This window comes from Streptomyces sp. NBC_00212 (genome assembly GCF_045206365.1).
In the GTDB taxonomy this organism is placed as follows: domain Bacteria; phylum Actinomycetota; class Actinomycetes; order Streptomycetales; family Streptomycetaceae; genus Streptomyces.
This window is the reverse complement of the sequence record NZ_CP108115.1, coordinates 1509134-1534839: the sequence shown is the minus strand read 5'-3', so window position 1 is coordinate 1534839 and position 25706 is coordinate 1509134. Positions and strand designations below refer to the sequence as shown.

Sequence of the window (25706 nt, the reverse complement as noted above, 5' to 3'; positions counted from 1 at the left end):
AGACCGGTATGAACGGCGCGGACGGACAGTCGATGGGGGCCTCTGGCTGTAGACAGCCCGCTTCAGCCGCCGGCGTCCAGCGTCAGTCGGGGGCTATCAGACGCGCGGTGGCAACGGACATGGCAGACGGATAGCACCTTCGAGTGACGATTGCTCGCGGCGGGGCGATAACGGGCAGTCGGGGCGTCCGGGTTGGCACCATGGCTGCACGCCTGAGCCCGGCGCGAGCCGCTGCGGGCAGGCACGGTAAAGCGTGGCGATCGGAAGTGGGAAGACCGTGCAGATGCTGGAGCAGCCGTCGTCACACCGCGAGCTGAAATACGTGCTGCGCAAACTCCCCCAAGTGACCCTGCTGTTCTGGGTGTTGAAGACGGTGGCCGTGACGCTGGGCGAGACCGCCGGGGACCTAATGGGCATCACCTTCCGGCTCGGCTACGTCACCACAGCGTGTCTCTTCCTCGCGTTCTTCCTGGTCGTCGTGGTGGCCCAGGTGCGGGCCCGGCGATTCCACCCCGCCCTCTACTGGGCTGTGGTGCTGGGCACGAGCATGGTCGGCACGGAGATCTCCGACTTCATGAACCGCGGCTTCGGCCACGGCAGCGCACCCGACGGCGTCGGCTACGCCTGGGGCGCTGTCATCCTCACCATCCTGCTCGTGCTCGTCTTCCTTCTGTGGCTGCGAACCGGGCAGACCTACGACGTGGAGAACATCTCCAGCCGCACCGGCGAAATCCTCTACTGGACCGCGATCCTCGTCTCCAACACCCTGGGAACCTCCAGTGGCGACTGGCTCTCCGACGACACCGGCCTGGGCTTCCGAGGCGCCTTCCTGGTCATCGCGGGCATCATGCTGCTGATCGTGGCCGCGCACTACTTCACCACCATCAACGGAACCGTCCTGTTCTGGCTGGCCTTCGTCCTCACCCGCCCCTTGGGCGCGGCGGGCGGCGACTCGCTGACCAAGTCGGTTGCGCAGGGCGGCCTGGGCTGGGGCACCGTGGGCGGAACCGCGGCTCTGTGCGGCCTGCTCGTCGTCCTGACGGCGTACCAGACCTGGCACGTCCGCAGTCACCCGCTGGCCCCGCTGCCCGCACCGGTGGACCGGCGCACCGGACGGCCCCAGCGGCCCAACGGAGCACCGACCGACTCGGCCACGCCGGTCCGCGCTCGCCCGCACGACATCGCGCAGTTGTAACCCCTGAGCCCAAGCCCTCGCCGGGCCTGCCATCGCCGTTCGGCCACCCTGCGGTCGCTCGAACCTACGGAATCAACAGGCCGGCGATCTTCCGGAAAACAGTCCGGAACAACTCAACTCCGCGTACCTCGCCCCATGTTGAGCCAACATCCGCCTCGCCGCACAGGACAAGGGTTGAGGGGTGTCTCGTCTGAGCCGACACGACACATGGCAGGGCAAAGGTCCCAGATTGCCGCGATTTTTATATATATCTTCACGCTGAGCAATCAACCCAGGGCTTCGCGCCCAGGTAGGAAAGGGCCAAACCATGCGCAAGTTTCAGCGCGCTGCCGTCGTAGTCGCAGCGGTTACGGGGCTGTCCGCCCTCAGTGTCGGCATCAGCTTCGCCGACGGCTACGACGCCCCCGCCGCCCCCGGCTATGACGCCCCCGCCACTCCCGGCTATGACGCCCCCGCCCCCGCACCCGCCCCCGTCTATCCGCGGGCCGTCGCGGTCGCCAACTCGCAGGCCAACGCCGTGGCCTATGGGGGTGGCACCGCTGTGGCCAACTCGCAGGCCAACGCCGTGGCCACGTATGGCGGCATGCAATAGACCCAACTGCACCACGCCCCAAGGGCGACTCTCTGTATGTATGCCGGTTCCGGCAGTTGCTGCATGCCCCGCTTCGCGTCCGCGTCGGGGCATGCAGTGCTCATGCCCCGGCTCGGAGCAGCGTGGGTCGGTACTGCCGTAGTCGAGGAGGAACTGTGAAGCGTCATGTCATCGCGGTCTTGGCCGTTGTCGTCGCCGCACTGATGCTGTTCGCCGTACCGGCCGCGGCTCAGGACGGACCCGGCCGCCATGCCGAGAGCAACGACTGGAACATCCCGCTCACCAACATCGGCATTTTGTAGCGGCGAGTGCGCCCGACCGCACCCCGGTCGCGTGCCCCCTCACCGATAGAGCGCGTCCACCTCGACCTCGTACGCGTCCTCGATCGCCCGGCGCTTCAGCTTCAGCGAGGGGGTGAGGAGGCCGTGTTCCTCGGTGAACTGGTGGGCCAGTATCCGGAACGTGCGGATCGACTCCGCCTGGGAGACCAGGGTGTTGGCGGCCACCACCGCGCGGCGTACCTCCATCTCCAGGTCCGGGTCGCGTACCAGCTCGGAGGGGGTGAGCGGGGGCTTGCCGCGCATGGCCAGCCAGTGGTCCACGCCCTCCTGGTCGAGGGTGACCAGGGCCGCGATGTACGGGCGGTCGTTGCCGACCACGATGCACTGGGCGACCAGGGGGTGGGCTCGGACCCGTTCCTCCAGGGCGACCGGCGACACACTCTTGCCGCCCGACGTCACCAGGATCTCCTTCTTGCGCCCGGTGATGGTGAGGTAACCGTCCTCGTCGAGCGCGCCGATGTCCCCGGTGGCAAGCCAGCCGTCCCGGAGCACGGCCTCGGTGGCCTTCGGCTCGTTGAGGTAGCCGGAGAACACCTGCCCGCCGTGGATCCACACCTCGCCGTCGTCGGCGATGTGCACGGTGGTGCCGGGGATGGGCTGCCCGACCGTGCCGTACCGGGTGCGCTCGGGGGGATTGGCGGTCGCGGCGGCGGTCGACTCGGTCAGGCCGTAGCCCTCGTAGATGGTGACACCCGCGCCCTCGAAGAACAGGCCTAGCCGGCGCCCCATGCTGGAGCCGCCCGACATGGCGTGCCGCACCCGTCCGCCCATCGCGTCGCGGACCTTGCCGTACACCGTCTTCTCGAAGAACTGGTGCTGCATCCGCAGCGCCGCCGAGGGGCCGGGGCCGAGGCCGAACGCCTTCTGCTCCACGGCCTCCGCGTACTTGACCGCGACATCGACGGACTTGTCGAACGGCCCGGTCTTCCCGTCGGCCTCGGCCCTGCGGCGGGCCGCGTTGAACACCTTCTCGAAGATGTACGGGACCGCGAGGATGAAGGTCGGCCGGAAGGACTGCAGGTCGGGCAGGAGCGCGGACGCGGAGAGGGCCGGCTGGTGACCCAGCTTGACCCGGCCCCGGATCGCGGCGATCTCCACCATGCGGCCAAAAACATGGGCCAGTGGCAGGAACAGCAGCGTGGACGCCTCGTCGCCGGGGCGGGAGTGGAACACCGGCTCCCAGCGGGAGATCAACATGTCCGTCTCGAACATGAAGTTGGCGTGGGTGATCACACACCCTTTGGGGCGTCCTGTGGTGCCCGAGGTGTAGATGACGGTGGCCACCGACTCCGGAGTCACCGCCCGCCGGTGTCGGTTGACCACCTCGTCGTCGATGGACCCACCGATCCTGAGGAGTTCGTCGAGTGCCCCGGTGTCCAGTTGCCACAGGCGCTTGAGGCGGGGGAGACGGTCGACGACCGAGCCGATCGTCATGACATGGTCCTCGTGCTCCACCACACACGCGGTGACCTCGGAGTCGTGCAGCATCCAGAAGACCTGCTCGGCGGAGGACGTCGGGTAGATCGGCACCGGCTGGGCGCCGATCGTCCACAGGGCGAAGTCGAAGAGCGTCCACTCGTATCGGGTACGCGCCATGATGGCGACCCGGTCCCCGAACCGCACCCCGTCCGCGATCAACCCCTTGGCCAGCGCGAACACTTGGTCCCTGAACGCCGCGGCGGTCACGTCCCGCCACGTGCCGGACTCGTCCTTGCGGCAGAGGGCGACGCGGTGCGGGTCGTCCAGGGCATGGTCGAAGACCGCGTCCGCCAGCCCGCCGACCTGAGGCGCCGCCGCCATGGGTGGGACCGTGAACTCGCGCAATGACCTGCCTCCCTCCGGGGTGGCCACCCCCGGTGGCGCTCCGCACAGCGCGGTGACCGTACCCCACGGAGAGTTTCGGTGACAGGGGTCTCCTGCAAGTCGAGACGTCCGGCGTCTTCACAGGTCAGCGCCCGAAACGGGCCCACATGGGGACCGCTCGGGCGCATTGCTGACTCAAAGGTAGGTTCTGCGGAAGGCAATCTCCACGGAATCTGTACGCTCCGGTCACCCTCAGCCCACGGCTGCGCAGGGTTTGGTCCGGACCACCCTCCGCCGCTGCGTACCGCGCCTACACCGTCTCGGCCACTGACATGTGCTCCCGCCCCAGGTCCCCGCTGTCTTGGCTGGGCTGCTCACGCCTGGCCGCGTACGAGTGTGAGCACCAGCACCCCCGCGACGAGCCCCGCCGCTCCCGCGACCACCGCCACCGTGTTCAAGCCGGACGCGAAAGCGGTTCGCACCATGTGTTCAGACACCATGTGCTGGGACACCATGTGGTCGGGCGCTGTGTGGCTGGACGCCATGTGGTCGGACGCCATGTCGGGCAGTGACCCGGCGCCGCCGCCCGCCACGGCGTGGGCTGCGGGGCCGAGGGTGTCCTGCATGCGCGAGGTCAGCACCGTACCGAGCACGGCGACGCCCAGCGCGTACCCGAGCTGGCGGAACGTGTTGACCGCGCCGTCGGCCATCCCGGCCCTGGCCGGCGGGACCGCGGCAAGGGCCGCACCGCCGAGCCCCGGCGACACCAGACCCGTACCGACACCCACCAGAGCGAGCCCCGGGATCAGCGCGGGCCAGCCCGAACCGGCGTCCAGGACCGCCATGCAGAACCCGCCGATCCCGACCAGCAGCAGTCCGCCGCCGATCACGAACCTGGCCGGCGCCCCGTGCAGCAGCCGACCGCCGACCGCCGCCACGACAAAGGAAGTTCCGGCGAGCGGAAGCAGCACCAGGCTGCCGCGCAGCGGGCTCATGCCGAGCACGGTCTGCAACCAGATCGAGAGGTACGGGACGGCACCGAACGCCGCCACGCTGAAACCGAAGGCGCCGAGCAGCACACCCACCAGAGCGGGCCTGCGCAACAGCGCCATGTCGAGCAGGGGATGCGCGGCCCGCCGCTCCACCAGCGCGAACACGAGCAGACAGAGCGCGGCCGTGCCATAGGCGCCCATGGTGGATGCCGAAGTCCAGCCCACATCACCGGCCCGCACCGTGGCATATGTCGCCGCATTGGCGAAGCAGGCGAACGCAGCCGTGCCCGCCCAGTCGACCCGTCGTCCGGGTGCCCCCTTCGACTCCGGTACGACGCGCAGGGTGAGCCACACCGAGGCCACGCTCACCGGCAGGTTGACGAAGAAGATCCAACGCCAGCCGGGCCCCTCCGTGAGCAGCCCGCCGACGACCGGGCCGACCGCCGCGGCGCCGCCGCTGACCGCACCCCACATGCCGAGCGCCACGGAGCGTTGCTTGCCCTGATACATGGTGCCGAGCAACGGCAGTGTGGTGGCGAACATGGCGGCGGCACCCATACCCTGCACCGCTCGGGCCGTCACCAGGAGCCCCGCGTTCGAGGCGAGCCCGCAGCCCAGCGAGGCGAGCGCGAACACCACCGTTCCCGCCACGTGCACCCGCCGCCGGCCCAGCACATCGGCCGCTGCCCCCCGCGCCGAGCAGCAGCGCGGCCAGCGCCAGCGCGTACACGTCGATCACCCACTGCAGATCACTGAGCGAGGCGTTCAGGGCCCGCGCCATGTCCGGCAGCGCCACCACCACGATCGACACGTCCAGCAACAACATGAACGTCCCCAGGCACACGGCCGTCAGTGGCCCCCACATACGCATGTCCCCAACTCCCTGAGATCTTCCGGTCAGTGCGTGTACCTCCGTGCGATCGGTGGTCACCGGACGATCCGGACGGTTGGCGGTGCAAGTCCGCCGGAATTCGACAGGAGAGCGGTTTCAGCGCATGGAATCCCACAGTCTCGACGAACTCGACCGGCAGCTGCTGCACGCGCTGGAGCGGGACGGACGGGCCGCGTTCAGCCGGATCGCCGCCGTGCGCGGCGTCTCCGACCAGACCGTTGCCCGCCGCTACCGCAGGCTGTGCGCCGATGTCGGCCTGAAGGTCATGGCCGTCCGCAACGGCGGGCGGCTCGGCCAGGACCAGTGGATGCTGCGCCTTCGCTGCACCCCGGACAGCGCCGAGGCCATCGCGAGCGCGCTGGCCCGCCGCCCCGACACGGCATGGATCGCGCTGGCCGCGGGCGGCACCGAGGTCATCTGCATGACCCGGCCGCGCAGTGACGGCGAACGCGACGAGCTGATGCTCGGCAAGCTGCCGCGCACCCCGCGCATTGTCGAGATCCGCGCCTACCAGATGCTGCACACGTTCTTCGGGGGCAGCGACGGCTTGCTCATGAAGTCCGGCGCGCTCAGCCGGGCGCAGGCCGACGAGCTCCGCCCGAAGCTGTCGCGGCCCGCCGTCCCCGCCCGCATCACACCGGAGGACGAGCCCCTCGTCCAGGCCCTGGAGCGGGACGGCCGCGCCACCTACCCCGAGCTCCAACGGGCCACCGGACGCTCGGAGTCGGCGGTCAAACGCAGGCTCGCCGCACTGCTCGCCTCGCGCGCGTTGTACATCGACGTCGAGTACCGGCCGGAGCACATCGGCTTCCCGGTCGGCACCACGCTGTGGATCACGGCCGCCCCCGCCGCCCTGCACAGCGTCGGCGAAGCCATCGCCCGGCACCCGGAGGCCGCCTTCGTCTCGGCCTCCGCGGGCCCGTCCAACCTGGTCGCGACGGTCCTGACCCGCAGCACGGCCGAGCTCTACGCCTACCTCAGCGGCCGGCTCGGCACCCTCGACGGCGTCCAGCACATCGAGACGACGGCGAAGCTGCGCCGCATCAAACAGCTGAGCCTCCCAGCGCCGACCCGCTAGCGCTCAGCCCGTCCGGCGCCCCGCGTGCAGCCGGTCGCCGCCCGCCAGGATCGCGGAGGCCAGCGCGCCCGCCGCCTCCTGCGCGGCCGAGCCCCGCCGGTTGTGCAGCAGCACGAAGTCCACCCCGCCGAGCTCCGGCAGGCCCGCCCGGGCCGGGAGCGGGTCCAGGCCGGGCGGGATCAGGCCGCGGGTGTGGGCCATCACGCCGAGGCCGGCCCGGGCCGCCGCGATCAGGCCGCTCAGGCTGCCGCTCGTACAGGAGATGCGCCAGGAACGCCCGTGTTCCTCAAGGACTTCGAGCGCCCGCGCCCGGGTGATGCCGGGCGGCGGGAACAGGATCAGCGGCACCGCCCGCTCCGGGTCGACCCGCAGCCCGGGCGCCCCGATCCAGCACAGCTCGTCCGTCCACACCAGCTCGCCGTGGCTGTCGCCGGGCCGCCGCTTGGCGAGCACCAGGTCGAGGCGGCCCGCCTCCAGGCGCCGGTGCAGGGTCCCGGACAGCTCGACCGTCAGCTCCAGGTCGACCTCCGGGTGGTCGCGGCGGAACGACTGGAGGATCTCAGGGAGCCGGGTCAGCACGAAGTCCTCGGAGGCGCCGAACCGCAGCCGGCCGCGCAGCCGCGTCCCGGTGAAGTAGTTGGCGGCCCGCTCGTGCGCGGCCAGGATCGTCCGCGCGAAGCCGAGCATCGCCTCGCCGTCCTCCGTCAGCCGCACGCTGTGCGTGTCCCGGCTGAACAGCTGCCGCCCGGCCGCGTCCTCCAGGCGGCGCACGTGCTGGCTCACCGTCGACTGCCGCAGTCCGAGCCGCCGCGCGGCCTGGGTGAAGTTCAGGGTCTGGGCGACAGCGAGAAAAGTCCGCAGCTGGTTCGCGTCGTACATGCCTCAACCGTAGCGCTGCTCATCGCGGAACGTGATGACAGTGAGAGTGGTGTGCGGGATTCCCGATCAGGCGGAACAGGAGGACCATCGAGAGGGCACGTTCCGGGCCGGTACGACGCCGGACACACATAAACGCACCGTAAGTGGAGCACATGAGCCGCCGCACCCCCAAGCTGCCGTCCTGGCTGCCGGTCGACCCGTACATACTGGCGCTGCTCGGCACGGTGGGACTCGCGGCCCTGCTTCCGGCCTCCGGGTCCGCGGCCCACGTCGCGAGCGGCGCCTCGACCGGAGCCGTCGCGCTCCTCTTCTTCCTGTACGGGGCCCGGCTCTCGACCAGCGAGGCGATGGACGGGCTGCGTCACTGGCGGCTCCATGTCACCGTCCTGGCCTGCACGTTCGTGGCGTTCCCGCTGCTCGGCCTGGCGGCGAGGGGGCTCGTCCCGTTCGTTCTGACGCCGGACCTCTACAAGGGTCTGCTCTTCCTCTGCCTGGTGCCCTCCACCATCCAGTCGTCGATCGCGTTCACCTCGATCGCCCGCGGCAACGTACCCGCCGCGATCTGCGCGGGCTCCTTCTCCAGCATCGCGGGAATCCTGTTCACCCCGCTGCTCGCGGCGGGCCTCCTCGGCAACAGCGGCGGCGGCTTCTCGGCGGACTCGCTCCTCAAGATCGTCCTGCAGCTCCTTGTGCCGTTCCTGGCCGGGCAGTTCCTGCGGCGCTGGGTCGGCGGGTTCCTCGTCCGGAACAAGAAGGTGCTCGGGTACGTCGACCGGGGCTCGATCCTGCTCGTCGTCTACAGCGCGTTCAGCGAGGGCATGGTGCGCGGCATCTGGCACCAGGTGAGCGTGGCCAGGCTCGGCGCGCTGCTCGCCGTCGAGGCCGTGCTGCTGGCCGCGATGCTCGCGCTGACCTGGTACGGGGCGAAGCGGCTCGGCTTCGACCGGGGCGACCGGATCGCGATCCAGTTCGCCGGCTCGAAGAAGAGCCTGGCCGCCGGCCTCCCCATGGCGAGCGTGCTGTTCGGCCCGCAGGCCTCGCTGGCGGTGCTGCCGCTGATGCTGTTCCACCAGATGCAGCTGATGGTCTGCGCGGTGATCGCCAAGCGCCGCGCCCGCGAGGTGCTGCCGGAGGCCGTACCGGGCTCGGCGGGTGCGTGCGAAGACGCCGACCGCGAGCGGGGCGTACGGGTCGGAAGCTAGGGCCGGTTCCGGTTCCGGGCGGACCGGCTGGTTTCACGCCCGCCTCATCACGTCCGTCAGGCGTCGTCCTTCCGGGCCGCGCCCCCGCTCTCCTGCTGCGCCGCGAACGCCATCAGGTCCTCCGCCGACCAGGGCAGGCGCCCCTCGCGCAGGTCGTCGGTGACCGCGCGCAGCCACTTCACCTCCGCGGCCGTGATCGCCCGCAGGTACTCGCTCTCCAGCGACGCGATCCTGGGCAGGCCGGACTCGGACTCCGCGGCGAGGCCCGCGTCGAGGGCCTTCAGCGTGCTGCCGACGGAGGTCAGCCGGCGCTCCAACGCGTCGAGGAGTTCGTGCGGGGCCAGCATCAGCGCGTGCGACAGCGCCGCCGGGAACTGCGGGAACTCGGCCTTCGGTACCGCCAGCATCTCGTCGAGCCAGGCACGCGTGACCTCGCGCCCCGCCTCGGTCACCTCGTACACGGTCCGCTCGGGGTACTGCTGGTCGCGTCCCGTCTCGCGGACCGCGATCAGGTCGGCGGCCAGCAGGCGCTCGATGGTCCGGTAGAGGCTCGCGCGCTGGCCGACGTTCACCACCTGCTCCTTCCCCCAGTCCTTGATCAGCCGCTGGATTCCGTACGGGTGCAGCGGCTTGTAGTGGAGCAGGGCCAGGACTGTCAGGGCGAGCGGGGAGCTGCGGGGGAGCGACGTCATGATCCGGATGATACTCCCGGCGGAACTAGTTGACGTGATACTAGTTGCAGTGCAACTATAGAGAGGTCGGACAGCCTCGAACCCACCGGAAGAAGGCCACGGCCATGACCGCCACCTCGCTCGCCAAGCGCACCGCAACCGCCGAACACATCCACGCCGACCACATGGCTGTGAAGCACATAGGTGACTGGACCACCTCGGGCCGCTTCGAGATCCGCGCCCGGTCCGGCCTCGTCGTTCTGGACCTGCGCTCCGACCGCCTGCCCGAGGAGATCGAGATCCGCCTCGACCTGCGCCGCGCGACGGTCAGGCTGCTTGTCGACGCCGACGCCGTCATCGAGCACTGGGACCTGAACTGGACCGGCCGGGGCAAGGTCAAGGACGCCCAGGGCCCGGCCACGTCGCAGGGCGCGAGCGCCAACCGCCGTGTCACGCTGGTCGGTTGTGTCGACTCCGGCGAGATCCGGGTCAACCGCGGCGGCATCGCGATCCTGGCCGCGCTGACCGACCGCGCCCACCGCCAGGAGATGCGCCGCGCCCACGAGGCCGCGAAGGGGCAGCGGTCATGAGTACCAGAACCCGCATTCGCAGCGCCCTGGTCATCGGCGGCGGCATCGCGGGACCGGTCGCGGCGATGGCCCTGCGCAGGGCCGGCATCGACGCCGATGTGTACGAGGCGTACGACAGCAGGTCGGACGGTGTCGGCGCGGGCATGAGCATCGCCCCCAACGGCATCGCCGCGCTCGATGCGATCGGCGCCGGTGACGTGGTCCGCTCCGTCGGCGCCCCGGTGCACGCGATCGTCGTGCACAGCTGGAACGGCAGGCGGCTCGCCGAGTTCGGCACCCCCGCCGACACACAACCCAGCCAGTTCGTATGGCGCCCCGAGCTATATGCCTCCCTGTACGACGAGGCCGCCCGGCGTGGTGTGCGCGTCCACCACGGCAAGCGGCTCGTGAGCGCCGAGGAGTCCGGCGACTCGATCACCGCGCACTTCGCCGACGGATCGAGCGCCACCGCCGACATCCTGATCGGCGCGGACGGCATACGCTCCACCACCCGCACCCTGATCGACCCGGCCGCACCCGGGCCCACTTACGCGGGCCTGATCGGCATCGGGGCCGGCGTGAAGGGCACCGGGCTCCCGTCGAGCGGTGGCAGGATGCACATGACATACGGCCGCCGGGTGTTCTTCGGCTACCAGGTCTTCGACGACTCCTCGGGCGGCTGGTTCGTCAATCTGCCGAGCCCGGAGCCGGTCTCCGCGGCCCGTGCGGCAGAGCTCGGTGCCCAGAAGTGGCTGACCGAGCTGAGCGCTCTCGTGGCCGAGGACCGCACGCCCGCCAAGGAGCTGCTGGCCCGCACCGATCCCGCGGAGCTCGCCCTCACCGGACCGGTCGAAGCCATGCTGAAGGTGCCGCACTGGAGCCGGGGCCGGATGGTGCTGATCGGTGACGCCGCGCACGCCGCCTCGCCCAGCTCCGGCCAGGGCGCCTCGCTCGCCGCCGAGAGCGCGGTCCAACTCGCGCGCTGTGCAAGGGACTTGCCCTACCGGCAGGCTTTCGCGGCGTACGAGAAGCTGCGCCGGCCGCGCGTCGAGCGGATCATCGCGGAGACGGCCCGCATCAACAACGACAAGGCGGCGGGACCGGTCGGTCGGGTCGTACGGGATCTGCTGATGCCGCCGATGATGAAACTCCTGAAGCCGGAGAAGCGGATGGCCTGGCAGTACTCGTACCGGATCGACTGGAACGAGCGGGCTGTCGACCCCGGCCGGTGAGGGGGGGTGCCGTTCGCCGGGTCAACCACCGTTCGGGCTGGTCAGTTGTCGGATGCGCGCGCCAGCCGTGAGAGCGCTCTCGCGGTTCGGGCCGGTCAGTTGTCGGATGCCCGCTTCAGGCGTGAGAGCGCTCTCGCCCGGCGGCCCATTCGGTGTCAGGCCCGCCTCGTGACCAGCACCACCTTCCCGAGGTTGCGGCGGGACTCGATCAGCTCGTGGGCCTGGGCCGCGTCGGCGAGTGGCAGCTCGGCCGCGACGGAGGTTCGCAGCTTCCCCGCGGCGTGCAGCTCCCACAGTTCGTCGAGCCAACGGGCGTACAGCGCGGGCTTGTTGCGGGCGATGACGGCCATCTGGAAGCCGATGACCGACTTGCCGCCCACGAGCAGGTCGTACGCCTCGATGGTGCCGCCGCCCGAACTGAACGCGACGAGGCGCCCACCGGGTGAGAGCGCTCTCACTGCTGGGGTGAGCAGCTCGCCGCCGACCGCGTCGATCACCACGTCGACCGGATCGCCCCAGGACTCGTCCCCGTACAGGACGACCTCATTCGCCCCCAACTCCCTTACGAAGTCCGCCTTTTCGGGCGAGCCGACGGCGGCTACGACTCGCTTCGCACCGCCCGCCCTGGCGAGCTGCAGGGCCATCGTGCCGATCGCGCTCGCGGCGGCCGTGACCAGGACCGCCTCGCCGGGCTCGGGGCGCGCCGACTCGTAGGCGCCGCGCGCCACCAGGCCGCTGCGGACCAGGGCGATGGCGTCCACGAAGGTGGCGTGAGCGGGTATGTGTGAGGCCATCACCGTGTGGAGGACGGCCTGTTCGGCATAGCCGTAGGAGAAGCAGAGCCCGGTCACTCGGTCGCCGATCGCGAATCCGGTGACGCCCTCGCCGAGTGCGGCCACCGTGCCGGCGACCTCGCCGCCCAGCGGAACCGGCTCGCTGCCCTCGCGGACCTTGCGGACGGCCGGCAGGGTCACCCCGATCGCCTCGACGTCGACCAGCAGCTCGCCCGGCCCGGGCTCCGGTGCGGCGACGTCCTCGACGAACAGGACTTCGGGACCGCCGTTGATCTCATACCGAACGCGACGCATGGCACCCTCCCGGGGTCGAGAATTCGTTGGGAGTCCCAACGGTAGACGCAAAATGAATCGTTGGGAAGCCCAATGTTTTGGGTTAGGGTGTGCACATGGCCCGCATGACTCGTAGGACTCGGGCGCCTGAGAGCGCTCTCGGCCAGGCGTCGGCAGATGGCGCTCCCGACGACGGCGGGCTGGAGGCCGCGCTTGCGTCACCCGACGCCGCCGAGCCCGACGCCGCCGAGCCCGACGCCGCCGAGCCGGAAGGCGCAGGGGCCGGGGCTGCGCTTCCCGTACCCGCCGCGGAGGGATCCGAGGCGGCCCTCCCCCCGCTCCAGCACATCCAGTCGCTGCCGAGCTGGCTGATCGGCCGGGTCGCGGCGCGTGGCCGGGGCCTGGTTGCCGAGGCGCTCGCGGAACAGGGCGTGAAGATGCTGCACCACGCGGTGCTGGCCGCGGTGTCCGAACTCGGCCCGATCGCCCAGGCCGACCTCGGCCGCAGGCTGGCCATCGACCCCAAGGACCTGGTCGGCATCCTCAACGACCTCCAGGCCGACGGCCTCACCGTCCGTGAACCCGACCCCCGGGACCGCCGCAAGAACGCGGTCACGGTCACCCCGGCCGGCCGGGACCTCCTCGAACGCTGCGCGGCCGTGGCCGAAACGGCCAATGCACAGCTCCTCGCCCCCCTCGCCCCGGCCGAAGCGCGCCGCCTCATGGCGCTCCTGACGCGCTTGCACGAGGCGTGACGGACCCGCTTCGGGCCCGCTCCCGGCCTGCCCGTGGCCTGAAGAGGTCCCCGGCGTACGGTCTAGATCATCAGGGCCGGTACGGTGCCGCCATGACCGCACTCGAAGGCGAGCCCGCCACCCTCGACCCCGCGCGCACCGCGCTCGTCCTCGTCGATCTGATGGACCGCATCACGGCGCTGCCGCTCGCCCCGCGTTCCGGTGAGCAAGTGGTAGCCGTGGCAAGGGAGTTGGCAGACACCTTCCGCGCGGCGGGCGCGACCGTCGTGCTCGTACGGGTCGAACGCCCCGGGGTGCCCGCCCAGCCGCCCGGCAGCGAGCTCGTCGCGGGCCTCGCGGCCGAGGACGACCTCATCGTGGTGAAGCGGACCATCGGCGGCTTCCACCGGACGGGCCTGCACGAACTGCTCGCGGAACGCGGCATCGGCACCCTCGTGTTCGGCGGCATCGCCACCAACCTCGGCGTCGAGTCGACGGCCCGCGCCGCCGCCGACCTCGGCTATGAGCTGCTGTTCGCGGAGGACGCGATGGCCGCGCTGACCGAGGACGAACACCGGGCCGCGGTGGCCCTGAACTTCCCCCGCCTCGGAACGGTCGTCACCGCCTCCGCCATCGGGTTCGGCTGATCACATGCCCAAGTTCTCGATATCCGCGGCCGGTTCACGCCCCTGCACGCTCGTCGTGTGCCGAGGGTGCTGCTGCGGCGACGCCGGTAAGAATCCCGGCACCGACCACGCCCGCCAGCTGGAACGGCTGCGTACGGCGGCTGCCGAGTCCGGCGGCCGGCTCGCCGTCCGCACCACCGACTGCCTCGGCCCCTGCGGCCAGGCCAACGTGATCGTGGTCCAGCCCTCGGCCCGGGCCCGCCAGCGCGGCGCCCGCGCGACCTGGCTCGGCTGGATCCTCGACGACGACGCCACCGACGACATCCTGACCTGGGCGGAACAGGGCGGCCCCGGCCTCGCCGACCCCCCGGCCACCCTGGCCCTCCAAATGATCTCGCCCCCGTCCGAGGCCCGGAAGCGGGCCCGCTGAGGCGGCGCCGAACCACCCCTGCTCCCTGACTGCCACGCGTGAGTCCGATTCAGTACCCCTCCGAGGTGGGGACGGTGTCCGCCCGCCGCGCACTCTCGGACGAGCGCCGCTGTTCTGCCGCGCCGAAGAAGTCTCCGCCCTTGCGGCGGTAGTCGTCCGTGCCCCAGTCGCGGGCCGCGCGTTGCTGTGGGGGGACCTTCTGCAGGTGTGGGATGTGCTTGGCGCAGTGGATGTAGGCCTCCTGGACCGATACCTCCACCCATAGGCGGGCGCGGCGGCCGGGGGCCGGGTCCGGGGGGATTTCTGGATGGTGTGCGCGGACTTCCTCGTCCAGGAGGATGCGGGCCCGGCCGTTGACGTGCAGGCCGATGCGGTCCCGGGTGAAGTCGACCATCAGGATGCCCACTTGGGGGTTCTCCGCGATGTTGCCCATGGAGGCCATGACGCCGTTGCCCCGGTATTCGGGGTAGATCAGGGTGCGGTCGTCAAGGACCCGGACGAAGCCGGGCGGGCCGGCCCGGAAGGTGGAGTCGCACTCGCCCCGGCGGTCGGCGCTGGCCAGGAAGAACATCTCCTGGCGGGCGATGAACTCCCGCATGCGCGGGTTGAGTTGGTCGATGACCTGCTCGTCGTAGAAGCGGTCGGCCCGCTCGATGGTGCCCAGGTGACGCTGCATCAGGTGCTCGCCGTCGCTGCCGGACCGCACCCCTCCGCGCTCCGCGTGCCTGCCGTGTTCGATCTCTGTCGCCAAGTCCTCAGTCTCCCGCCATGACCAGCTCTTCGATGAAGTCGTGCCGTATGCGGTTCGACGGCATGCCGGCTCCCACCAGTGCGTCCACCCCGCTGCGAACCATTGCCGCCGGTCCCGACAGATACGCGTCGTACGCCCGCCACGGCCCGTACTGCCTTACCGCGTCGGGCAGTTGACCGCTGATGCTGTTCGCCTCGCCGCCCGCCGGGCCGGTCGCGACGACCGGACGCACGGACAGCCAGGGGTGCTTCCGCGCCAGGGTCAGCAGCGGGTCGATGTCGTACAGGTCGCTTCCGCTGCGGGCCCCGTAGAAGACGTCCACGAGGCGCCGGCGGCCGTGCTCGGCGACGTCCTCGACCAGCGCCCTGATCGGGGCGATGCCGGTGCCGCCGCCCAGGCACAGCAAGCCGTTGTCAGTGGTGTGGTCCACGGTCATGGAACCGGCCGGAGGGCCGAGGCGGATGACATCGCCGGGGCGGGCGCGGTGCACGAGGGCTCCGGAGACCCAGCCGGCCGGAACCGCCTTGACGTGGAAGGAGAGCAGGCCGTCGGAGCGGGGGGCCGACGCGAAGGAGTAGTGCCGCCACACCCGGGGCCACCAGGGGGTCTCCAGGGTCGTGTACTGCCCGGCGAGGAAGGGGTAGGGCTGGTCGGGGCGTACGGTCACGACCGCGATGTCGGGGGTGCGCAGCTCGTGGGAGACGACCTCGGCGTGCCACCAGGCGGGGGAGAGGGCCTCGTCCGCGGCGGCCGCATCGATCATGATCTGCGAGATGGCGGTGTAGGCCTGAATCCAGGCCGCTTCGGCGTCCGCGTTCCAGGTGTCGGGTGCGTAGCGGGCGAGCGCGCCAAGCAGGCACTCTCCGACGGCCGGATAGTGCTCGGGCCGGGTGCCGTACTTGCGGTGGCCGCGGCCGAGGTGGGACAGGTAGTCGCCGAGGGTGTCCGCGTCGTCGACGTGCTCGGCCGCCGTCAGCAGGGCCTTGAAGAGGCGGTCGCGCTGGGTGTCCATGGCGGCGGGGAAGAGGGCGCGCAGATCGGGGTGCCGGACGAAGAGCAGCGCGTAGAAGTACGACGTGACCTTGTCGGCCACCGGCTCGATCTCCGCCATGGTGCGCCGGATGAGGACGGCGGTGGGGGAGGCCGCCCTTGGGGCGGCGTCGGCTTCGGGCCTGGCTTGGGCGTCGGCTTCGGGGTCGGCTTCCGGGTCGGGCTCCGGTGAGTCCGACGCGGCCGGTGAAGGTGTGTGGTGAAGCGCCGCCGCGGGCCAGCTGCCGGAGGCGGGGTCTGAGCTCGCGTCCGTGGGCTCGGCCTCGTTGGGCGGGGTCCCGGCTTCGTCGGCCGTCGCCGCATCCCGCGCGGGAGCGTGGTTCCCTCCGTACCCCGGGCCGTCTTCGCGGCGGGAAGGGGAAGCCGGCTCGGGCGGCGCCGGTCTGCGTATTCGCTCGGCCGCGTTCCCGACCGGGCGAACGGGATTTGGCACGCTGCGGGGTTTGCCGTTCTGCGTATCGACAGGAGCAGTACTGCCCGCATCACCATCGCGTTCATCCTGCCGCAACCCGCTGGGACTGGCAGAGGACTTGTTCGGCGGAGTGAACCAGCCCCGCTCGCCATTGCTGCCGCCGGAAGAGCCGTTGTCGCCCGTCGTCGTGGGAGCGTCCATGATCTGCCTCGCCTCGCACGTCTTTCGGTCGTCTTCGCATTCCGTGATGCGGAAGGAATTCGGAAAGCCTTGAGCTGCCTTTGAATTCTGGAACAGCCTTCGCCGCGCCAGTAAAATCTCCCAAAGTGGACAAATGCTACGTCAGGTGATGGGTGTCGGGCTCTCGTCCCGGGCCGGCCGACATGGCTCACGGTGTCGGCACACGGCCGGAAAACCCGGCTTCGCGGCACCCTGCCGCACGATTCGTGGGCTTCCCCACCTTTCTTTCCGGACTGCGGAGTTGGTCATTCCTCTGAGTCGGACTAGACCATACCGGCAGCGGTTGAAACCGCAACCCCTGGTGCGCGGACACTCCACTCAGGCATGCAGAAATCGAACCGGGTCGCACATGTCCCATATTCGGCCCCATGGCGGGACGGGAATACAAACCAGTGCGCGGGCAAATCCCTGGGACTCGGGGCAATTCGCCCAGGCGGCCAGGGATTTCCCTACATTCCTGGAGCGCGGTGGACGGGTCCCGGTCGATGCCGCGTGGCGATACGCGGGGCGGACGACGGCCGCCCGCCCGCCCCGCCCCGCGTCTCCCGGCCGCGGCCCGGACCCCTCGTTCCCTCGGCGTCGGACGTCCCGCGGGGACTCAGCGTCGGACGTCGCCGCGGGGACGTTCCAGGGTGAAGGTGTCCACAGGGGTCAGGTCTCCGTAGGGGCCGTCGAAGGTGTAGTACGTGACCCGCATACGGGTACGGCCGGTGCGGGTGTCTCCCGGGTCGACATCGAAGGCGGCGAGACCGTGGGTGTGGACGCGGTCCTGGACGGCGCGCCAGGGAGCGTCCTCGGTGATGAAGACCGGCTTGCGGTGGCGGCCCTCGGTCTCCTTGCTCAGATCGACCACGACGCGCCCCTTGGGCTCCTCGAACAGGTCGTCCTGGGTGGTCGCGAAGTTGCCGCCGTTCCCGATGATCATGTGGACGGTGCCCTTGGCGGTGTTCGCCACATCGGTGCTCGTGGAGACCGGGACCGGGGTGCGGGCCTCGTTGGGCAGGGTGCCGCGCACGGGCAGCGAGCGTTCGTAGTAGTGCTCGTGGCCGCTGAGTACCAGGTCGACCCCGTAGGCGTCGAAGAGCGGGCCCCACGCCTCCCGGATCCCGAGGTCACTGCCGCTTCCGCTGCGGCTGCTGGAAATCATCGGGTGGTGCATGAAGACGACGATCCAGTCGATGCCGGCATCCGCGCGTGCCGTCCTCAACTCCCGTTCCAGCCAACGTCGTTGAGCCCCGCCCGAGTACCCCCGTACATACGTGTCGCCGGAGTCCTGGATCGCCACGTCGTCGTTGGCCAGGCTGAGGAACCGGACCGCGCCGACCGTGAAGCCGTACCACAGGCCCTCGGTCTCCGGCTCGGCGGAGGCCGTCGAGCCGGGCAGCGTGAAGTAGGTCTGGTAGCCGGTCACCCCCAGGGGGCCGTTGCCCTGCTCGTTCTCGCCGTTGCCGACGCAGGGCATCCACGGACGCAGCCGCGTCGAGCGGCTGTTGCCGATGAACCAGTCCGCCCACGTCGCCACCCGGTTCTGGCCGAAGACACCGGCCGCGGAGGCGTAGCACAGGTCGCCGTTGACCAGGTTGAACAGTGGCTCGACCCGTTCGACCGCGGCCACGATGTCGGCGGAGGCCGCGGTGCCGGCCTGGCTGCTGGTGTAGAGCGGGAAGCGTCCCGAGGGCGAAGGGGACCCGCCCGTCGGCCACTTGACGGCCCGGCGCAGATTGGGTGCGCCCTGGTCGCCGAAGCTGGTGAACGTGAATGCGGTGCGCCCGCGCGGCGCCGTCGTGAACGAACCGGTCTCCGGTGCGGCGCCGTCGTGCCCGGCCGCATACAGGTAGGTGGTGTCCGGCCGCAGCCGGGTGAGGCGGGCGTGGTGGACGTACACCTCTTCGTGGGAGAGCCCGTCGCGGTACGTGCGGGTCTCGGCATCGACCACCCGGCCGGTGCCGCCGTCGGGGGAGCCGAGGCGCACGTGCGGGCGGCGCACGGACTGGGGGCTGATCCAGGACACGGTCATCTCGGTGGCGGGGTCCGCGCCGAACTGGAGGTGCAGTCCGGCCACGCCGGGCGCGCCGATGCGGCCCGGAGTGCGCTGGAGCAAGGGGAGCGGTGCGGGCTCCGACTGACCGGCGGCTTCGGCGCGCCCCGCGGCGCCGAGAGCGGTGGCGGCCGCGGCCGCCGTCGAACCGGTCAGTACTGATCTGCGCGCGATCGGCATGTAACACCCTTTTGCTGGAAGGAGGTTGACCGAGTGCACCTTAAGCTGGTGGCTCATCTCGTGCGGCGTGAGTTGGTGCCGGTGTGGTGGTGCGTGGGTCGCCGGTAGGGCTATGTGGGCAGCTCGTTGGACAGGCGCGAACCTGGCATATCCGCTGCCCGGCCGGTCGGACCCAGGGAACGTGCGGTACTGATGACGCGATGCGCGCGTCTACTCATACGGCGCCCTGTGTGCAGTCCGCCGCTCAAGTCACCAATCGGGGTACACGGTCCTGTTGGCCCATCGCGGTGACGAGGGTGGACGAGATGTGGGCCAGGGCGGGGTCCGCAGCGATGAAGAACGTTTCGACTCCGGCCAGTTCGCGATTCATGCGGGCCATCGGCATTTCGTAGTCCAGGTCGGGAACACCGCGGACGCCGCGGACGACGACGTCGATTCCGGCTCGGCGGCAGTAGTCGACCAGCAGGCCGCCGGTGTGGGAGTCGACCGTGACGTTGCTCAAGTCGGTTGCTGCCGCACGGAGCCGGTCCAGCCGTTCCGCGATGGGGAAGCGGCCGGTCTTGTTCGAGTTGAACATCACGCACACGACGACCTCGTCGAACAGGAGGGCAGCGCGCCGGAGTATGTCCTGGTGCCCTTGAGTGACCGGGTCGAAGGATCCTGGGAAGAGGGCTCGCATGATCGGGAAGAGTAACAAGCGGCTGCCCTCGGCAGTGAGGTGCCAATGAGGTGCCGGGGCAGCCGAACCATCAAGATCAAGTGTGAGGGGAGAACGTCTGGCGGGACGGGACAACCGTAGCGTCACACGTAGATCACGGCCCCGTGGGACACGTTCTCAGGCCTTGACGGCGTCCGACAGGCGCACGAACTCGTAGCCCTTGTCGAGGAGTTGAGGGACGGCGCCGCTGATTCCGCGTGCGGTGCCGCCGTGCGGATGGTTCATGTGCCCTATGACGACCGAGCCCGGGCGTACGCCTTGCATGGCCTGATGTACCTGTGCGGGCGTGAACGTCGCCCCGCCGTCACTGTTGATGTCGAAGCTCGCGAACCGCTCCCCGAGGTCGGTGACGATCCTGGCGGCCACGTCGTCGCAGTAGGCCGTACCGGAGCGGAAGAAGCGCGGCGGGTGGCCGAGCAGGCCGGTGAGCTTGGCGCGGTTGCCCGAGACCTCGTCGAAGACCTCGCCCGCGTTCCGCGTGCCGGGTATCCGGTAGGCGGAGCGTCCGGAGACGGAGAGCGGGAGGTGGCGGGTGCCGTGGTTGGCTATCTCGAAGAGCGGGTCGGCGGCGAGCTCCTTGAAGACCGACGGGTTCTCGTCGATCCAGCGGGAGTTGATGAACAGCGTTGCGGGGACTGAGCGCCCGCGCAGGAACTCGATGAGCGCGCTGTCGTACGCGTTGCCGCCTTTGCCGCCGCATGCGTCGAAGGTCAGCGCGGCCGTCTTCCCGCCGGCCGGCAGCCGGGAGAGCGCTCCCGGCACGGTCAGCCCCCAGCTGGTGGGTGTGTGTCTGCCGTACCGGGCGACGATCTCGGCCCTGGTCGGCCCGGCCGGTGGTGCGGAGGGCGCAGGTGAACCCGTTGCCGGCGAGGAGGGCGGGGGAGTGGGAGCGGGGGCGGCCGGGGCGGGCTTCGCCGGTCCTGAGCAGCCGGTGAGGAGTCCACCCGTCGCCACCACAAGGACCGTACGCCGACTCACGTTCATCGCGCCGCTTTCTCCGATCGAGGCAGCGCTGCTCGCCGCACTTGATCAGCCTAAGCGGGGTGTCCGATGGGGCGGTGGCGGGCCTCTTCGCGGTGGATCGGCGCAGGTGGCACAAGGCCCGGCCGGCGCAGGGGGCGCTCCCCGCCGGCCGGGCCGCTCGGTCGCGGCGGGCCCGGGCGGGGTTTAGACACAGGCTCTCAGACGCCCGAGCGCAGGGCGATGCGCTCGTCCCCCGTGTACACGTTCATGGAGCTGCCGCGCAGGAAGCCCACCAGGGTGAGTCCGGACTCGGCGGCCAGGTCGACGGCGAGCGAGGACGGTGCGGAGACCGCGGCGAGCACCGGGATGCCCGCCATGACCGCCTTCTGGGCGAGCTCGAAGGAGGCTCGGCCCGACACCAGCAGGATGCAGCGCGACAGCGGAAGCCGGTCGTCCCGGAGGGCGCGGCCGACCAGCTTGTCGACCGCGTTGTGACGGCCCACGTCCTCACGTATGTCGAGCAGTTCGCCCTCGGGTGAGAACAGCGCCGCCGCGTGCAGACCCCCGGTCCGCTCGAAGACCCGCTGCGACGCGCGCAGCCGGTCGGGGAGGCTCGCGAGCAGTTCGGGCTCGACGCGGACCGGGGGAGTGTCGGCGATCGGGAAGCGGGCCTGCGTACGGACGGCGTCCAGGCTGGCCTTGCCGCACAGGCCGCACGACGACGTCGTGTACACGTTGCGTTCGAGGGTGATGTCGGGCACCACGACGCCCGGCGCCAGCTTCACGTCGACCACGTTGTAGGTGTTGTGCCCGTCCGCCGTCGCGCCCGCGCAGTACACGATCGACTGCAGCTCGGACGCGGCGCCGAGCACCCCCTCGCTGACCAGGAACCCGGCCGCGAGCGCGAAGTCGTCGCCCGGTGTGCGCATTGTGATCGCGAGGGGTTTGCCGTTGAGCCGGATCTCCAAGGGCTCCTCGGCGACCAGGGTGTCCGGGCGGGCCGAGACCACCCCGTCCCGGATGCGGATGACGCGGCGGCGCTCGGTGACCCGTCCCATGTCCTCAGTCCCTCGATCGCTCTGGTCGATATCGTCAGTCTGGTCAGTCTCGTGTCTGTACGTGCCGGAAGCCGAAGCGTCCCTTGATGTACAGGTTGCCGTGTGATGCACAGGTTGCCGTGGGTCACCGGGTTGTCGTGCGGCGAGGTGACCTTGACGATCTCATTGTCCTGCACGTGGAGGGTGAGGTTGCAGCCGACGCCGCAGTACGCGCACACCCTGGTTGTCTCCGGCCCCGCACTCCCTGATCCACTCCTCGGCGCGCGGGGTCGTGGAGAGGTCGACGGACGAGGCGAGCAGTTCGAGCACCACCTTGCGGCTGCTGCGGGCGCGCTCAGTGTCGGTGTGCACCGACATATCCTGGCGCCCGCCGCGAGCACGCGGGCGCCAAGGTGCGGCCGCCCTCGACTTCCACGACACACACCCGGCAGGCATTCTTGGGGGCCCGTACGCGTCCCGGGTGCGCCGGAATCCGGCCACGGCCCGCTCCAACGCCTCCTCCCAACTCCCCTTCCACAGCTGCCCGTTGGTGTCGCGGACCAGCGGGTGGGTGAGCCGCGGGTACTGCTTGGGCTGCCTGTTCTTCTTCATGCGGCGCTCCGGGTGCCGGACGTCTGGGCGAGGAGGTCGGCGAGCGCGTGCACGGAGCGCAGGGTCGGGACCGGGGTCGCGGTGAGCGCGGCGAGTTCGACGACGGCCGTGAGCAGCACGTCGAGTTCGAGGGGCTTGCCCTTCTCCAGGTCCTGGAGGGTGGACGTCTTGTGCTCGCCGACGCGTTCGGCGCCCGCGATGCGCCGCTCCAAGGAGATCTTCGGATGGCAGCCGACGGCTCCGGCGACGGCGAGGGTCTCGCGCATCATCGACTCGACGAGCGAGCGGGTGTCCCGGTGGCGGCAGATCTGCGCCATGGTCGCGCGGGCCAGCGCGCTGATCGGGTTGAAGGAGATGTTGCCGAGGAGCTTGATCCAGATGTCGTTGCGCAGGTCCGGCTCGACGGGGCACTTGAGGCCGCCGGCCTGCATGGCCTCGCTGAAGTCGAGACAGCGCCGCGAGATGGTGAGGTCGGGCTCGCCGATGGAGAACCGGGTGCCCTCCAAGTGCCGTACGACGCCCGGCGATTCGATCTCGGTGGCCGCGTACACCACGCAGCCGATGGCGCGGGAGGGCGGCAGGGTCGCGCTCACGGCGCCGCCCGGGTCGACGCTCTCGATCCGGCGGCCGGTGTGCGGCCCGGGCAGCCCGTGGAAGTACCACCAGGGGATGCCGTTCTGGGCGGCGACGACGGCGGTGTTCTCGTGCAGCAGCGGGTTCACCAACGGACCTGACTCCGCATAGGAGTTGGCTTTCAGGCCGAGCAGTACGTAGTCGACCGGGCCGACCTCGCCCGGGTCGTCGGCGGCGGCGGGCCGGGCGGTGAAGTCGCCGCGCGGACTGATGACGCGCACCCCGTCGCGGCGCATGGCCGCCAGGTGCGGCCCGCGGGCGATGAGGTGGACCTCGGCGCCCGCGCGGTGGAGCGCGGCCCCGACATATGCGCCGATGGCTCCGGCGCCGACTACTGCGACTTTCACGGGACTCTCCGTTCGGTGGAGGGACCGGGTCGGTGGAGGGGCCGTCGGTGAGGTGGAGGCCGCGCCGGCGTGGTTTCCGGGGGTGGCTCTCCTGGCAGAGGTGCGGCCGGGTGCGGCTGGGGTCGGTGCGGAGGCCTGGTACCCGGACCCGGATCCGGTTTGGTCGACAAAATATTGTCTACAGTATGCCTTTCCGAGGGGTCAAGACGCCTGACGCACTCGGCTCGGGCTCTGCTCGGGCGAAACGCTGACACAAGGCTCCAAAGGTGCGGCAGTGAATCCTGTGGGATCTCGCGCCCCTGTACCCATCAGTAGCCACGAAGACTGGATGGCTCCGGATGTCAGCAGTCCATGCTCGTACCGATCAGCCGTCCACGCTCGTACCGAGGAGATCCGTCATGACCGGCATGCGAGGCTCGCGCGTTGTCGCCGTCGGGCACTACCAGCCCGCCAAGGTGCTCACCAATGACGACCTCGCCGAGCTGGTCGACACCAGCGACGAATGGATCAGCAGCCGGGTCGGCATCCGCACCCGTCATGTCGCGGGCCCGGACGAGCCCGTGGACGAGCTGGCCGCGCACGCCGGAGCCAAGGCGCTGGCCGGCGCCGGGCTGAGCCCCGCCGACATCGACCTGGTCCTGGTCGCCACCTCCACGGCCGTCGACCGCTCGCCGAACACGGCCGCCCGGGTCGCCGCCCGGCTCGGCATGGGCTCGCCCGCGGTGCTGGACCTCAACGTGGTGTGCGCCGGGTTCACACACGCGCTCGCCACCGCCGACAGCCTGGTGCGCACCGGTACCGCCAAGCGCGCGCTGGTCATCGGCGCGGACAAGATGACGGCGGTGACCGACTGGACCGACCGCAGCACCTGCGTCCTGGTCGGCGACGGAGCCGGCGCCGCGGTCGTCGAGGCGAGCGAAGAGGCGCTGATCGGCCCGGTGCTGTGGGGTTCGGTGCCCGAGATGGGGCATGCGGTACGCATCGAGGGCACCCCGTCGGTGTTCGCGCAGGAGGGCCAGTCCGTCTACCGCTGGGCCACCACCCAGCTGCCGCCGATCGCCCGCGAGGTGTGCGAGCGCGCCGGACTCACCCCCGAGGACCTGGCCGCGGTCGTGCTGCACCAGGCCAATCTGCGCATCATCGAACCCGTCGCGCGCAAGATCGGTGCCGTCAACGCCGTCATCGCCCGCGATGTCGTCGAATCCGGGAACACCTCGGCGGCCAGCATCCCGATGGCTCTGTCCAAGCTCGTCGAGCGCGGCGAGATCAGCACCGGCGACCCGGTCCTGCTCTTCGGCTTCGGCGGAAACCTCTCGTACGCGGGACAGGTCGTACGCTGCCCGTGACGGGCCCGGGCGACCCGTTCGGACACCGGCTCCGCAGGTACGCGGGCCGACGGGCACTCCTCGCGCGAGCCCGGGTCACACGGAAGGGCCTCGCCAACTCGCCTCAGCCGACGAGGCGTTTGCGCCAGTCCAGCGGAGTGACGTCGATGGCCTGACCGGGGTCGCCGTCCCACTCCACCGCCAGGCCGCACCGCTCCAGCGCGGCGACGGCCTCCCGGCCCACGGACGCGGTGGTCTCGGACGAGCCGTCGAACCCGCCGTAGTGCAGCGTCAGCCCGTGCCCGCCTGCGGCCGCGTCGGTGGACTGGGAGTGGAAGTAGACGAAGCCGCGGGCGTCCGGCGCGCCCGCGCCGCCTATCTCCGACTGGCCGCAGGAGCGGCAACAGGTGAAGTGCTCCCGGGCCGTGAGTCCGGCCTTCTCCAGGACGGCGAAGGCCCGGGTGATCCGCTCGGGGTCCGTCTCCTCGTCCGCCCAGGCCGCCTGTTCCGCCACGCGCTCCAGCCACATGCGGTCCGTCAACTCCCTTGCCTGCTCCGGCGATACGGGCCGGGAGCCGCCCGTCACGAGATAGTCCTCGGCCAGCTCCGCCAGCTCACCCCGCGTCGCGTAGCCGGCCACGATCACCTCACGGACCCGTGCCTCAAGCAGCCCGCGGTCCTCGGCGTCGAGCTCCAGCGGGGGCACCGGCGCCGGGGGTGCGAAGTCCAGCCGCTCCCAGTCGAGCCCGGCATGCCAGTCCTCCCCCTCTCCCTCCCGCGCCCACCCGGTCATGGCCGCGATCACCGGCTCGGGTTCGTCGAGCGTGGTCTCGAAGTGCCGATCGTGCGCGCCGTCGCGGTACTGCAACGTGTAGCCGCCGCCCGCCTCGTGCCACACCTGGATGAACACGCCGGGCAGGTCGGGAATCCGCTGGACCACCAGGAACCGGTCGCCCTCGCCCCCGATCCGCCGGACAAGGCAAACCAGTTGATCAGCGGTGGCCCTGGGGCGCCGCTGTCCGTTCTCCGTCTCCACCGTGATCGCAAGCATGTCGTTCACTGTCGCACGCGGCACTGACAACCCGTGGGGCGCCTGC

The 25706-nt window shown here is 70.6% G+C and carries 22 protein-coding genes and 3 pseudogenes; 11 read left to right on the top strand and 14 right to left on the bottom strand.

Annotation, left to right across the window (positions count from 1 at the left end):
* The first annotated feature begins 253 nt into the window (after nucleotides 1–253).
* The 3 genes from OHA17_RS07075 to OHA17_RS07065 all read left to right on the top strand — a co-directional run bounded on the left by OHA17_RS07075 (nucleotide 254) and on the right by OHA17_RS07065 (nucleotide 2089).
* Nucleotides 254–1195, top strand: coding sequence for a hypothetical protein (locus OHA17_RS07075; protein WP_406505039.1), 942 nt, complete (start codon nucleotides 254–256; stop codon nucleotides 1193–1195).
* 307 nt (nucleotides 1196–1502) lie between these two features.
* On the top strand, nucleotides 1503–1787 hold the full coding sequence (locus OHA17_RS07070; protein WP_406505037.1) for a hypothetical protein: 285 nt from the start codon (nucleotides 1503–1505) through the stop codon (nucleotides 1785–1787).
* A gap of 155 nt (nucleotides 1788–1942) precedes the next feature.
* Nucleotides 1943–2089, top strand: a complete 147-nt coding sequence (locus OHA17_RS07065) for a hypothetical protein (RefSeq protein ID WP_159048071.1) — start codon at nucleotides 1943–1945, stop codon at nucleotides 2087–2089.
* 39 nt (nucleotides 2090–2128) lie between these two features.
* Here the strand turns inward: OHA17_RS07065 and OHA17_RS07060 are convergent, their stop codons facing one another.
* Together OHA17_RS07060 and OHA17_RS07055 are read right to left on the bottom strand one after the other, a co-directional pair.
* Nucleotides 2129–3928 (bottom strand): AMP-dependent synthetase/ligase, encoded by a 1800-nt coding sequence (locus tag OHA17_RS07060; RefSeq protein WP_398878976.1) that lies wholly within the window; start codon nucleotides 3926–3928, stop codon nucleotides 2129–2131.
* A 377-nt stretch (nucleotides 3929–4305) separates the two neighbouring features.
* Nucleotides 4306–5794: pseudogene (locus tag OHA17_RS07055) on the bottom strand (MFS transporter).
* A 124-nt stretch (nucleotides 5795–5918) separates the two neighbouring features.
* Here OHA17_RS07055 and OHA17_RS07050 point away from each other — a divergent pair.
* The gene (locus tag OHA17_RS07050; RefSeq protein ID WP_406505034.1) at nucleotides 5919–6893 is read left to right on the top strand and encodes an Lrp/AsnC family transcriptional regulator; all 975 of its coding nucleotides are present in this window, start codon (nucleotides 5919–5921) and stop codon (nucleotides 6891–6893) included.
* Between the two features lie 3 nt (nucleotides 6894–6896).
* On the opposite strand, the gene OHA17_RS07045 is transcribed toward OHA17_RS07050, so the two are convergent.
* Nucleotides 6897–7772: a LysR substrate-binding domain-containing protein gene (locus OHA17_RS07045; RefSeq protein ID WP_398878970.1), complete on the bottom strand. Its 876-nt coding sequence runs from the start codon at nucleotides 7770–7772 to the stop codon at nucleotides 6897–6899.
* A 152-nt stretch (nucleotides 7773–7924) separates the two neighbouring features.
* Here OHA17_RS07045 and OHA17_RS07040 point away from each other — a divergent pair, with 152 nt between their 5' ends.
* Nucleotides 7925–8974: a bile acid:sodium symporter family protein gene (locus OHA17_RS07040; protein WP_406505032.1), complete on the top strand. Its 1050-nt coding sequence runs from the start codon at nucleotides 7925–7927 to the stop codon at nucleotides 8972–8974.
* A 56-nt stretch (nucleotides 8975–9030) separates the two neighbouring features.
* On the opposite strand, the gene OHA17_RS07035 is transcribed toward OHA17_RS07040, so the two are convergent.
* A complete protein-coding gene (locus OHA17_RS07035) occupies nucleotides 9031–9666 on the bottom strand; it encodes a PadR family transcriptional regulator (RefSeq protein WP_406505030.1) in 636 nt (211 codons plus the stop codon).
* Between the two features lie 104 nt (nucleotides 9667–9770).
* On the opposite strand from OHA17_RS07035, the gene OHA17_RS07030 reads away from it, so the two are divergent.
* Nucleotides 9771–10235: a hypothetical protein gene (locus OHA17_RS07030; RefSeq protein WP_406505028.1), complete on the top strand. Its 465-nt coding sequence runs from the start codon at nucleotides 9771–9773 to the stop codon at nucleotides 10233–10235.
* Nucleotides 10232–11446, top strand: a complete 1215-nt coding sequence (locus OHA17_RS07025; RefSeq protein WP_406505027.1) for an FAD-dependent oxidoreductase — start codon at nucleotides 10232–10234, stop codon at nucleotides 11444–11446. Before OHA17_RS07030 ends, OHA17_RS07025 begins: the two co-directional genes overlap by 4 nt.
* Before the next feature lie 155 nt (nucleotides 11447–11601).
* Here OHA17_RS07025 and OHA17_RS07020 read toward each other — a convergent pair whose 3' ends face one another.
* Nucleotides 11602–12534, bottom strand: coding sequence for a zinc-binding alcohol dehydrogenase family protein (locus tag OHA17_RS07020; protein ID WP_406505025.1), 933 nt, complete (start codon nucleotides 12532–12534; stop codon nucleotides 11602–11604).
* A 326-nt stretch (nucleotides 12535–12860) separates the two neighbouring features.
* On the opposite strand from OHA17_RS07020, the gene OHA17_RS07015 reads away from it, so the two are divergent.
* From OHA17_RS07015 to OHA17_RS07005, 3 genes are all read left to right on the top strand, one after another.
* Nucleotides 12861–13268: a MarR family winged helix-turn-helix transcriptional regulator gene (locus tag OHA17_RS07015; protein WP_406510652.1), complete on the top strand. Its 408-nt coding sequence runs from the start codon at nucleotides 12861–12863 to the stop codon at nucleotides 13266–13268.
* Nucleotides 13269–13360: 92 nt separating this feature from the next.
* The gene (locus OHA17_RS07010; protein ID WP_406505023.1) at nucleotides 13361–13894 is read left to right on the top strand and encodes an isochorismatase family protein; all 534 of its coding nucleotides are present in this window, start codon (nucleotides 13361–13363) and stop codon (nucleotides 13892–13894) included.
* A gap of 4 nt (nucleotides 13895–13898) precedes the next feature.
* Nucleotides 13899–14303 carry a (2Fe-2S) ferredoxin domain-containing protein gene (locus OHA17_RS07005; protein WP_406505021.1) on the top strand — a complete coding sequence of 135 codons (405 nt, stop codon included), beginning with the start codon at nucleotides 13899–13901 and terminating at the stop codon, nucleotides 14301–14303.
* A 49-nt stretch (nucleotides 14304–14352) separates the two neighbouring features.
* Here OHA17_RS07005 and OHA17_RS07000 read toward each other — a convergent pair whose 3' ends face one another.
* The 8 genes and pseudogenes from OHA17_RS07000 to OHA17_RS06965 form a co-directional block, all read right to left on the bottom strand.
* Nucleotides 14353–15054, bottom strand: a complete 702-nt coding sequence (locus OHA17_RS07000; RefSeq protein ID WP_406505019.1) for a pyridoxamine 5'-phosphate oxidase family protein — start codon at nucleotides 15052–15054, stop codon at nucleotides 14353–14355.
* A 4-nt stretch (nucleotides 15055–15058) separates the two neighbouring features.
* A complete protein-coding gene (locus OHA17_RS06995) occupies nucleotides 15059–16717 on the bottom strand; it encodes a globin domain-containing protein (protein ID WP_406505017.1) in 1659 nt (552 codons plus the stop codon).
* 637 nt (nucleotides 16718–17354) lie between these two features.
* Complete coding sequence (locus tag OHA17_RS06990) at nucleotides 17355–18974, bottom strand: purple acid phosphatase family protein (protein ID WP_406505014.1); 1620 nt, start codon at nucleotides 18972–18974, stop codon at nucleotides 17355–17357.
* Between the two features lie 244 nt (nucleotides 18975–19218).
* Entirely contained in the window at nucleotides 19219–19653 is a 435-nt protein-coding gene (gene coaD, locus OHA17_RS06985) for a pantetheine-phosphate adenylyltransferase (RefSeq protein WP_406505012.1), read from the bottom strand.
* A 156-nt stretch (nucleotides 19654–19809) separates the two neighbouring features.
* Nucleotides 19810–20676: a polysaccharide deacetylase family protein gene (locus OHA17_RS06980; RefSeq protein WP_406505010.1), complete on the bottom strand. Its 867-nt coding sequence runs from the start codon at nucleotides 20674–20676 to the stop codon at nucleotides 19810–19812.
* A gap of 197 nt (nucleotides 20677–20873) precedes the next feature.
* Nucleotides 20874–21713 carry a formate dehydrogenase accessory sulfurtransferase FdhD gene (gene fdhD, locus OHA17_RS06975; protein WP_406505008.1) on the bottom strand — a complete coding sequence of 280 codons (840 nt, stop codon included), beginning with the start codon at nucleotides 21711–21713 and terminating at the stop codon, nucleotides 20874–20876.
* Between the two features lie 43 nt (nucleotides 21714–21756).
* Nucleotides 21757–22170, bottom strand: a pseudogene (locus OHA17_RS06970) (Fe-S-binding domain-containing protein); the annotation flags it as partial.
* Nucleotides 22171–22300: 130 nt separating this feature from the next.
* Nucleotides 22301–23305, bottom strand: a pseudogene (locus tag OHA17_RS06965) (2-dehydropantoate 2-reductase); the annotation flags it as partial.
* 386 nt (nucleotides 23306–23691) lie between these two features.
* Here OHA17_RS06965 and OHA17_RS06960 point away from each other — a divergent pair.
* Nucleotides 23692–24630, top strand: coding sequence for a beta-ketoacyl-ACP synthase III (locus tag OHA17_RS06960; protein WP_053731132.1), 939 nt, complete (start codon nucleotides 23692–23694; stop codon nucleotides 24628–24630).
* Nucleotides 24631–24733: 103 nt separating this feature from the next.
* Here OHA17_RS06960 and OHA17_RS06955 read toward each other — a convergent pair whose 3' ends face one another.
* Nucleotides 24734–25660, bottom strand: coding sequence for a DUF6891 domain-containing protein (locus OHA17_RS06955; protein WP_406505006.1), 927 nt, complete (start codon nucleotides 25658–25660; stop codon nucleotides 24734–24736).
* Nucleotides 25661–25706 lie beyond the last annotated feature (46 nt).

Bases quoted from the DNA above. Each gene is read 5' to 3' on its own strand.
- coaD (WP_406505012.1), bottom strand. From the start codon at position 19,653: ATGCGAGCCCTCTTCCCAGGATCCTTCGACCCGGTCACTCAAGGGCAC.
- OHA17_RS06960 (WP_053731132.1), top strand. From the start codon at position 23,692: ATGCGAGGCTCGCGCGTTGTCGCCGTCGGGCACTACCAGCCCGCCAAG.
- OHA17_RS06980 (WP_406505010.1), bottom strand. From the start codon at position 20,676: ATGAACGTGAGTCGGCGTACGGTCCTTGTGGTGGCGACGGGTGGACTC.
- OHA17_RS07045 (WP_398878970.1), bottom strand. From the start codon at position 7,772: ATGTACGACGCGAACCAGCTGCGGACTTTTCTCGCTGTCGCCCAGACC.
- fdhD (WP_406505008.1), bottom strand. From the start codon at position 21,713: ATGGGACGGGTCACCGAGCGCCGCCGCGTCATCCGCATCCGGGACGGG.
- OHA17_RS07040 (WP_406505032.1), top strand. From the start codon at position 7,925: ATGAGCCGCCGCACCCCCAAGCTGCCGTCCTGGCTGCCGGTCGACCCG.
- OHA17_RS06995 (WP_406505017.1), bottom strand. From the start codon at position 16,717: ATGGACGCTCCCACGACGACGGGCGACAACGGCTCTTCCGGCGGCAGC.
- OHA17_RS07060 (WP_398878976.1), bottom strand. From the start codon at position 3,928: ATGGCGGCGGCGCCTCAGGTCGGCGGGCTGGCGGACGCGGTCTTCGAC.
- OHA17_RS06955 (WP_406505006.1), bottom strand. From the start codon at position 25,660: ATGCTTGCGATCACGGTGGAGACGGAGAACGGACAGCGGCGCCCCAGG.
- OHA17_RS07010 (WP_406505023.1), top strand. From the start codon at position 13,361: ATGACCGCACTCGAAGGCGAGCCCGCCACCCTCGACCCCGCGCGCACC.
- OHA17_RS07035 (WP_406505030.1), bottom strand. From the start codon at position 9,666: ATGACGTCGCTCCCCCGCAGCTCCCCGCTCGCCCTGACAGTCCTGGCC.
- OHA17_RS06990 (WP_406505014.1), bottom strand. From the start codon at position 18,974: ATGCCGATCGCGCGCAGATCAGTACTGACCGGTTCGACGGCGGCCGCG.
- OHA17_RS07050 (WP_406505034.1), top strand. From the start codon at position 5,919: ATGGAATCCCACAGTCTCGACGAACTCGACCGGCAGCTGCTGCACGCG.
- OHA17_RS07070 (WP_406505037.1), top strand. From the start codon at position 1,503: ATGCGCAAGTTTCAGCGCGCTGCCGTCGTAGTCGCAGCGGTTACGGGG.
- OHA17_RS07025 (WP_406505027.1), top strand. From the start codon at position 10,232: ATGAGTACCAGAACCCGCATTCGCAGCGCCCTGGTCATCGGCGGCGGC.
- OHA17_RS07030 (WP_406505028.1), top strand. From the start codon at position 9,771: ATGACCGCCACCTCGCTCGCCAAGCGCACCGCAACCGCCGAACACATC.
- OHA17_RS07020 (WP_406505025.1), bottom strand. From the start codon at position 12,534: ATGCGTCGCGTTCGGTATGAGATCAACGGCGGTCCCGAAGTCCTGTTC.
- OHA17_RS07005 (WP_406505021.1), top strand. From the start codon at position 13,899: ATGCCCAAGTTCTCGATATCCGCGGCCGGTTCACGCCCCTGCACGCTC.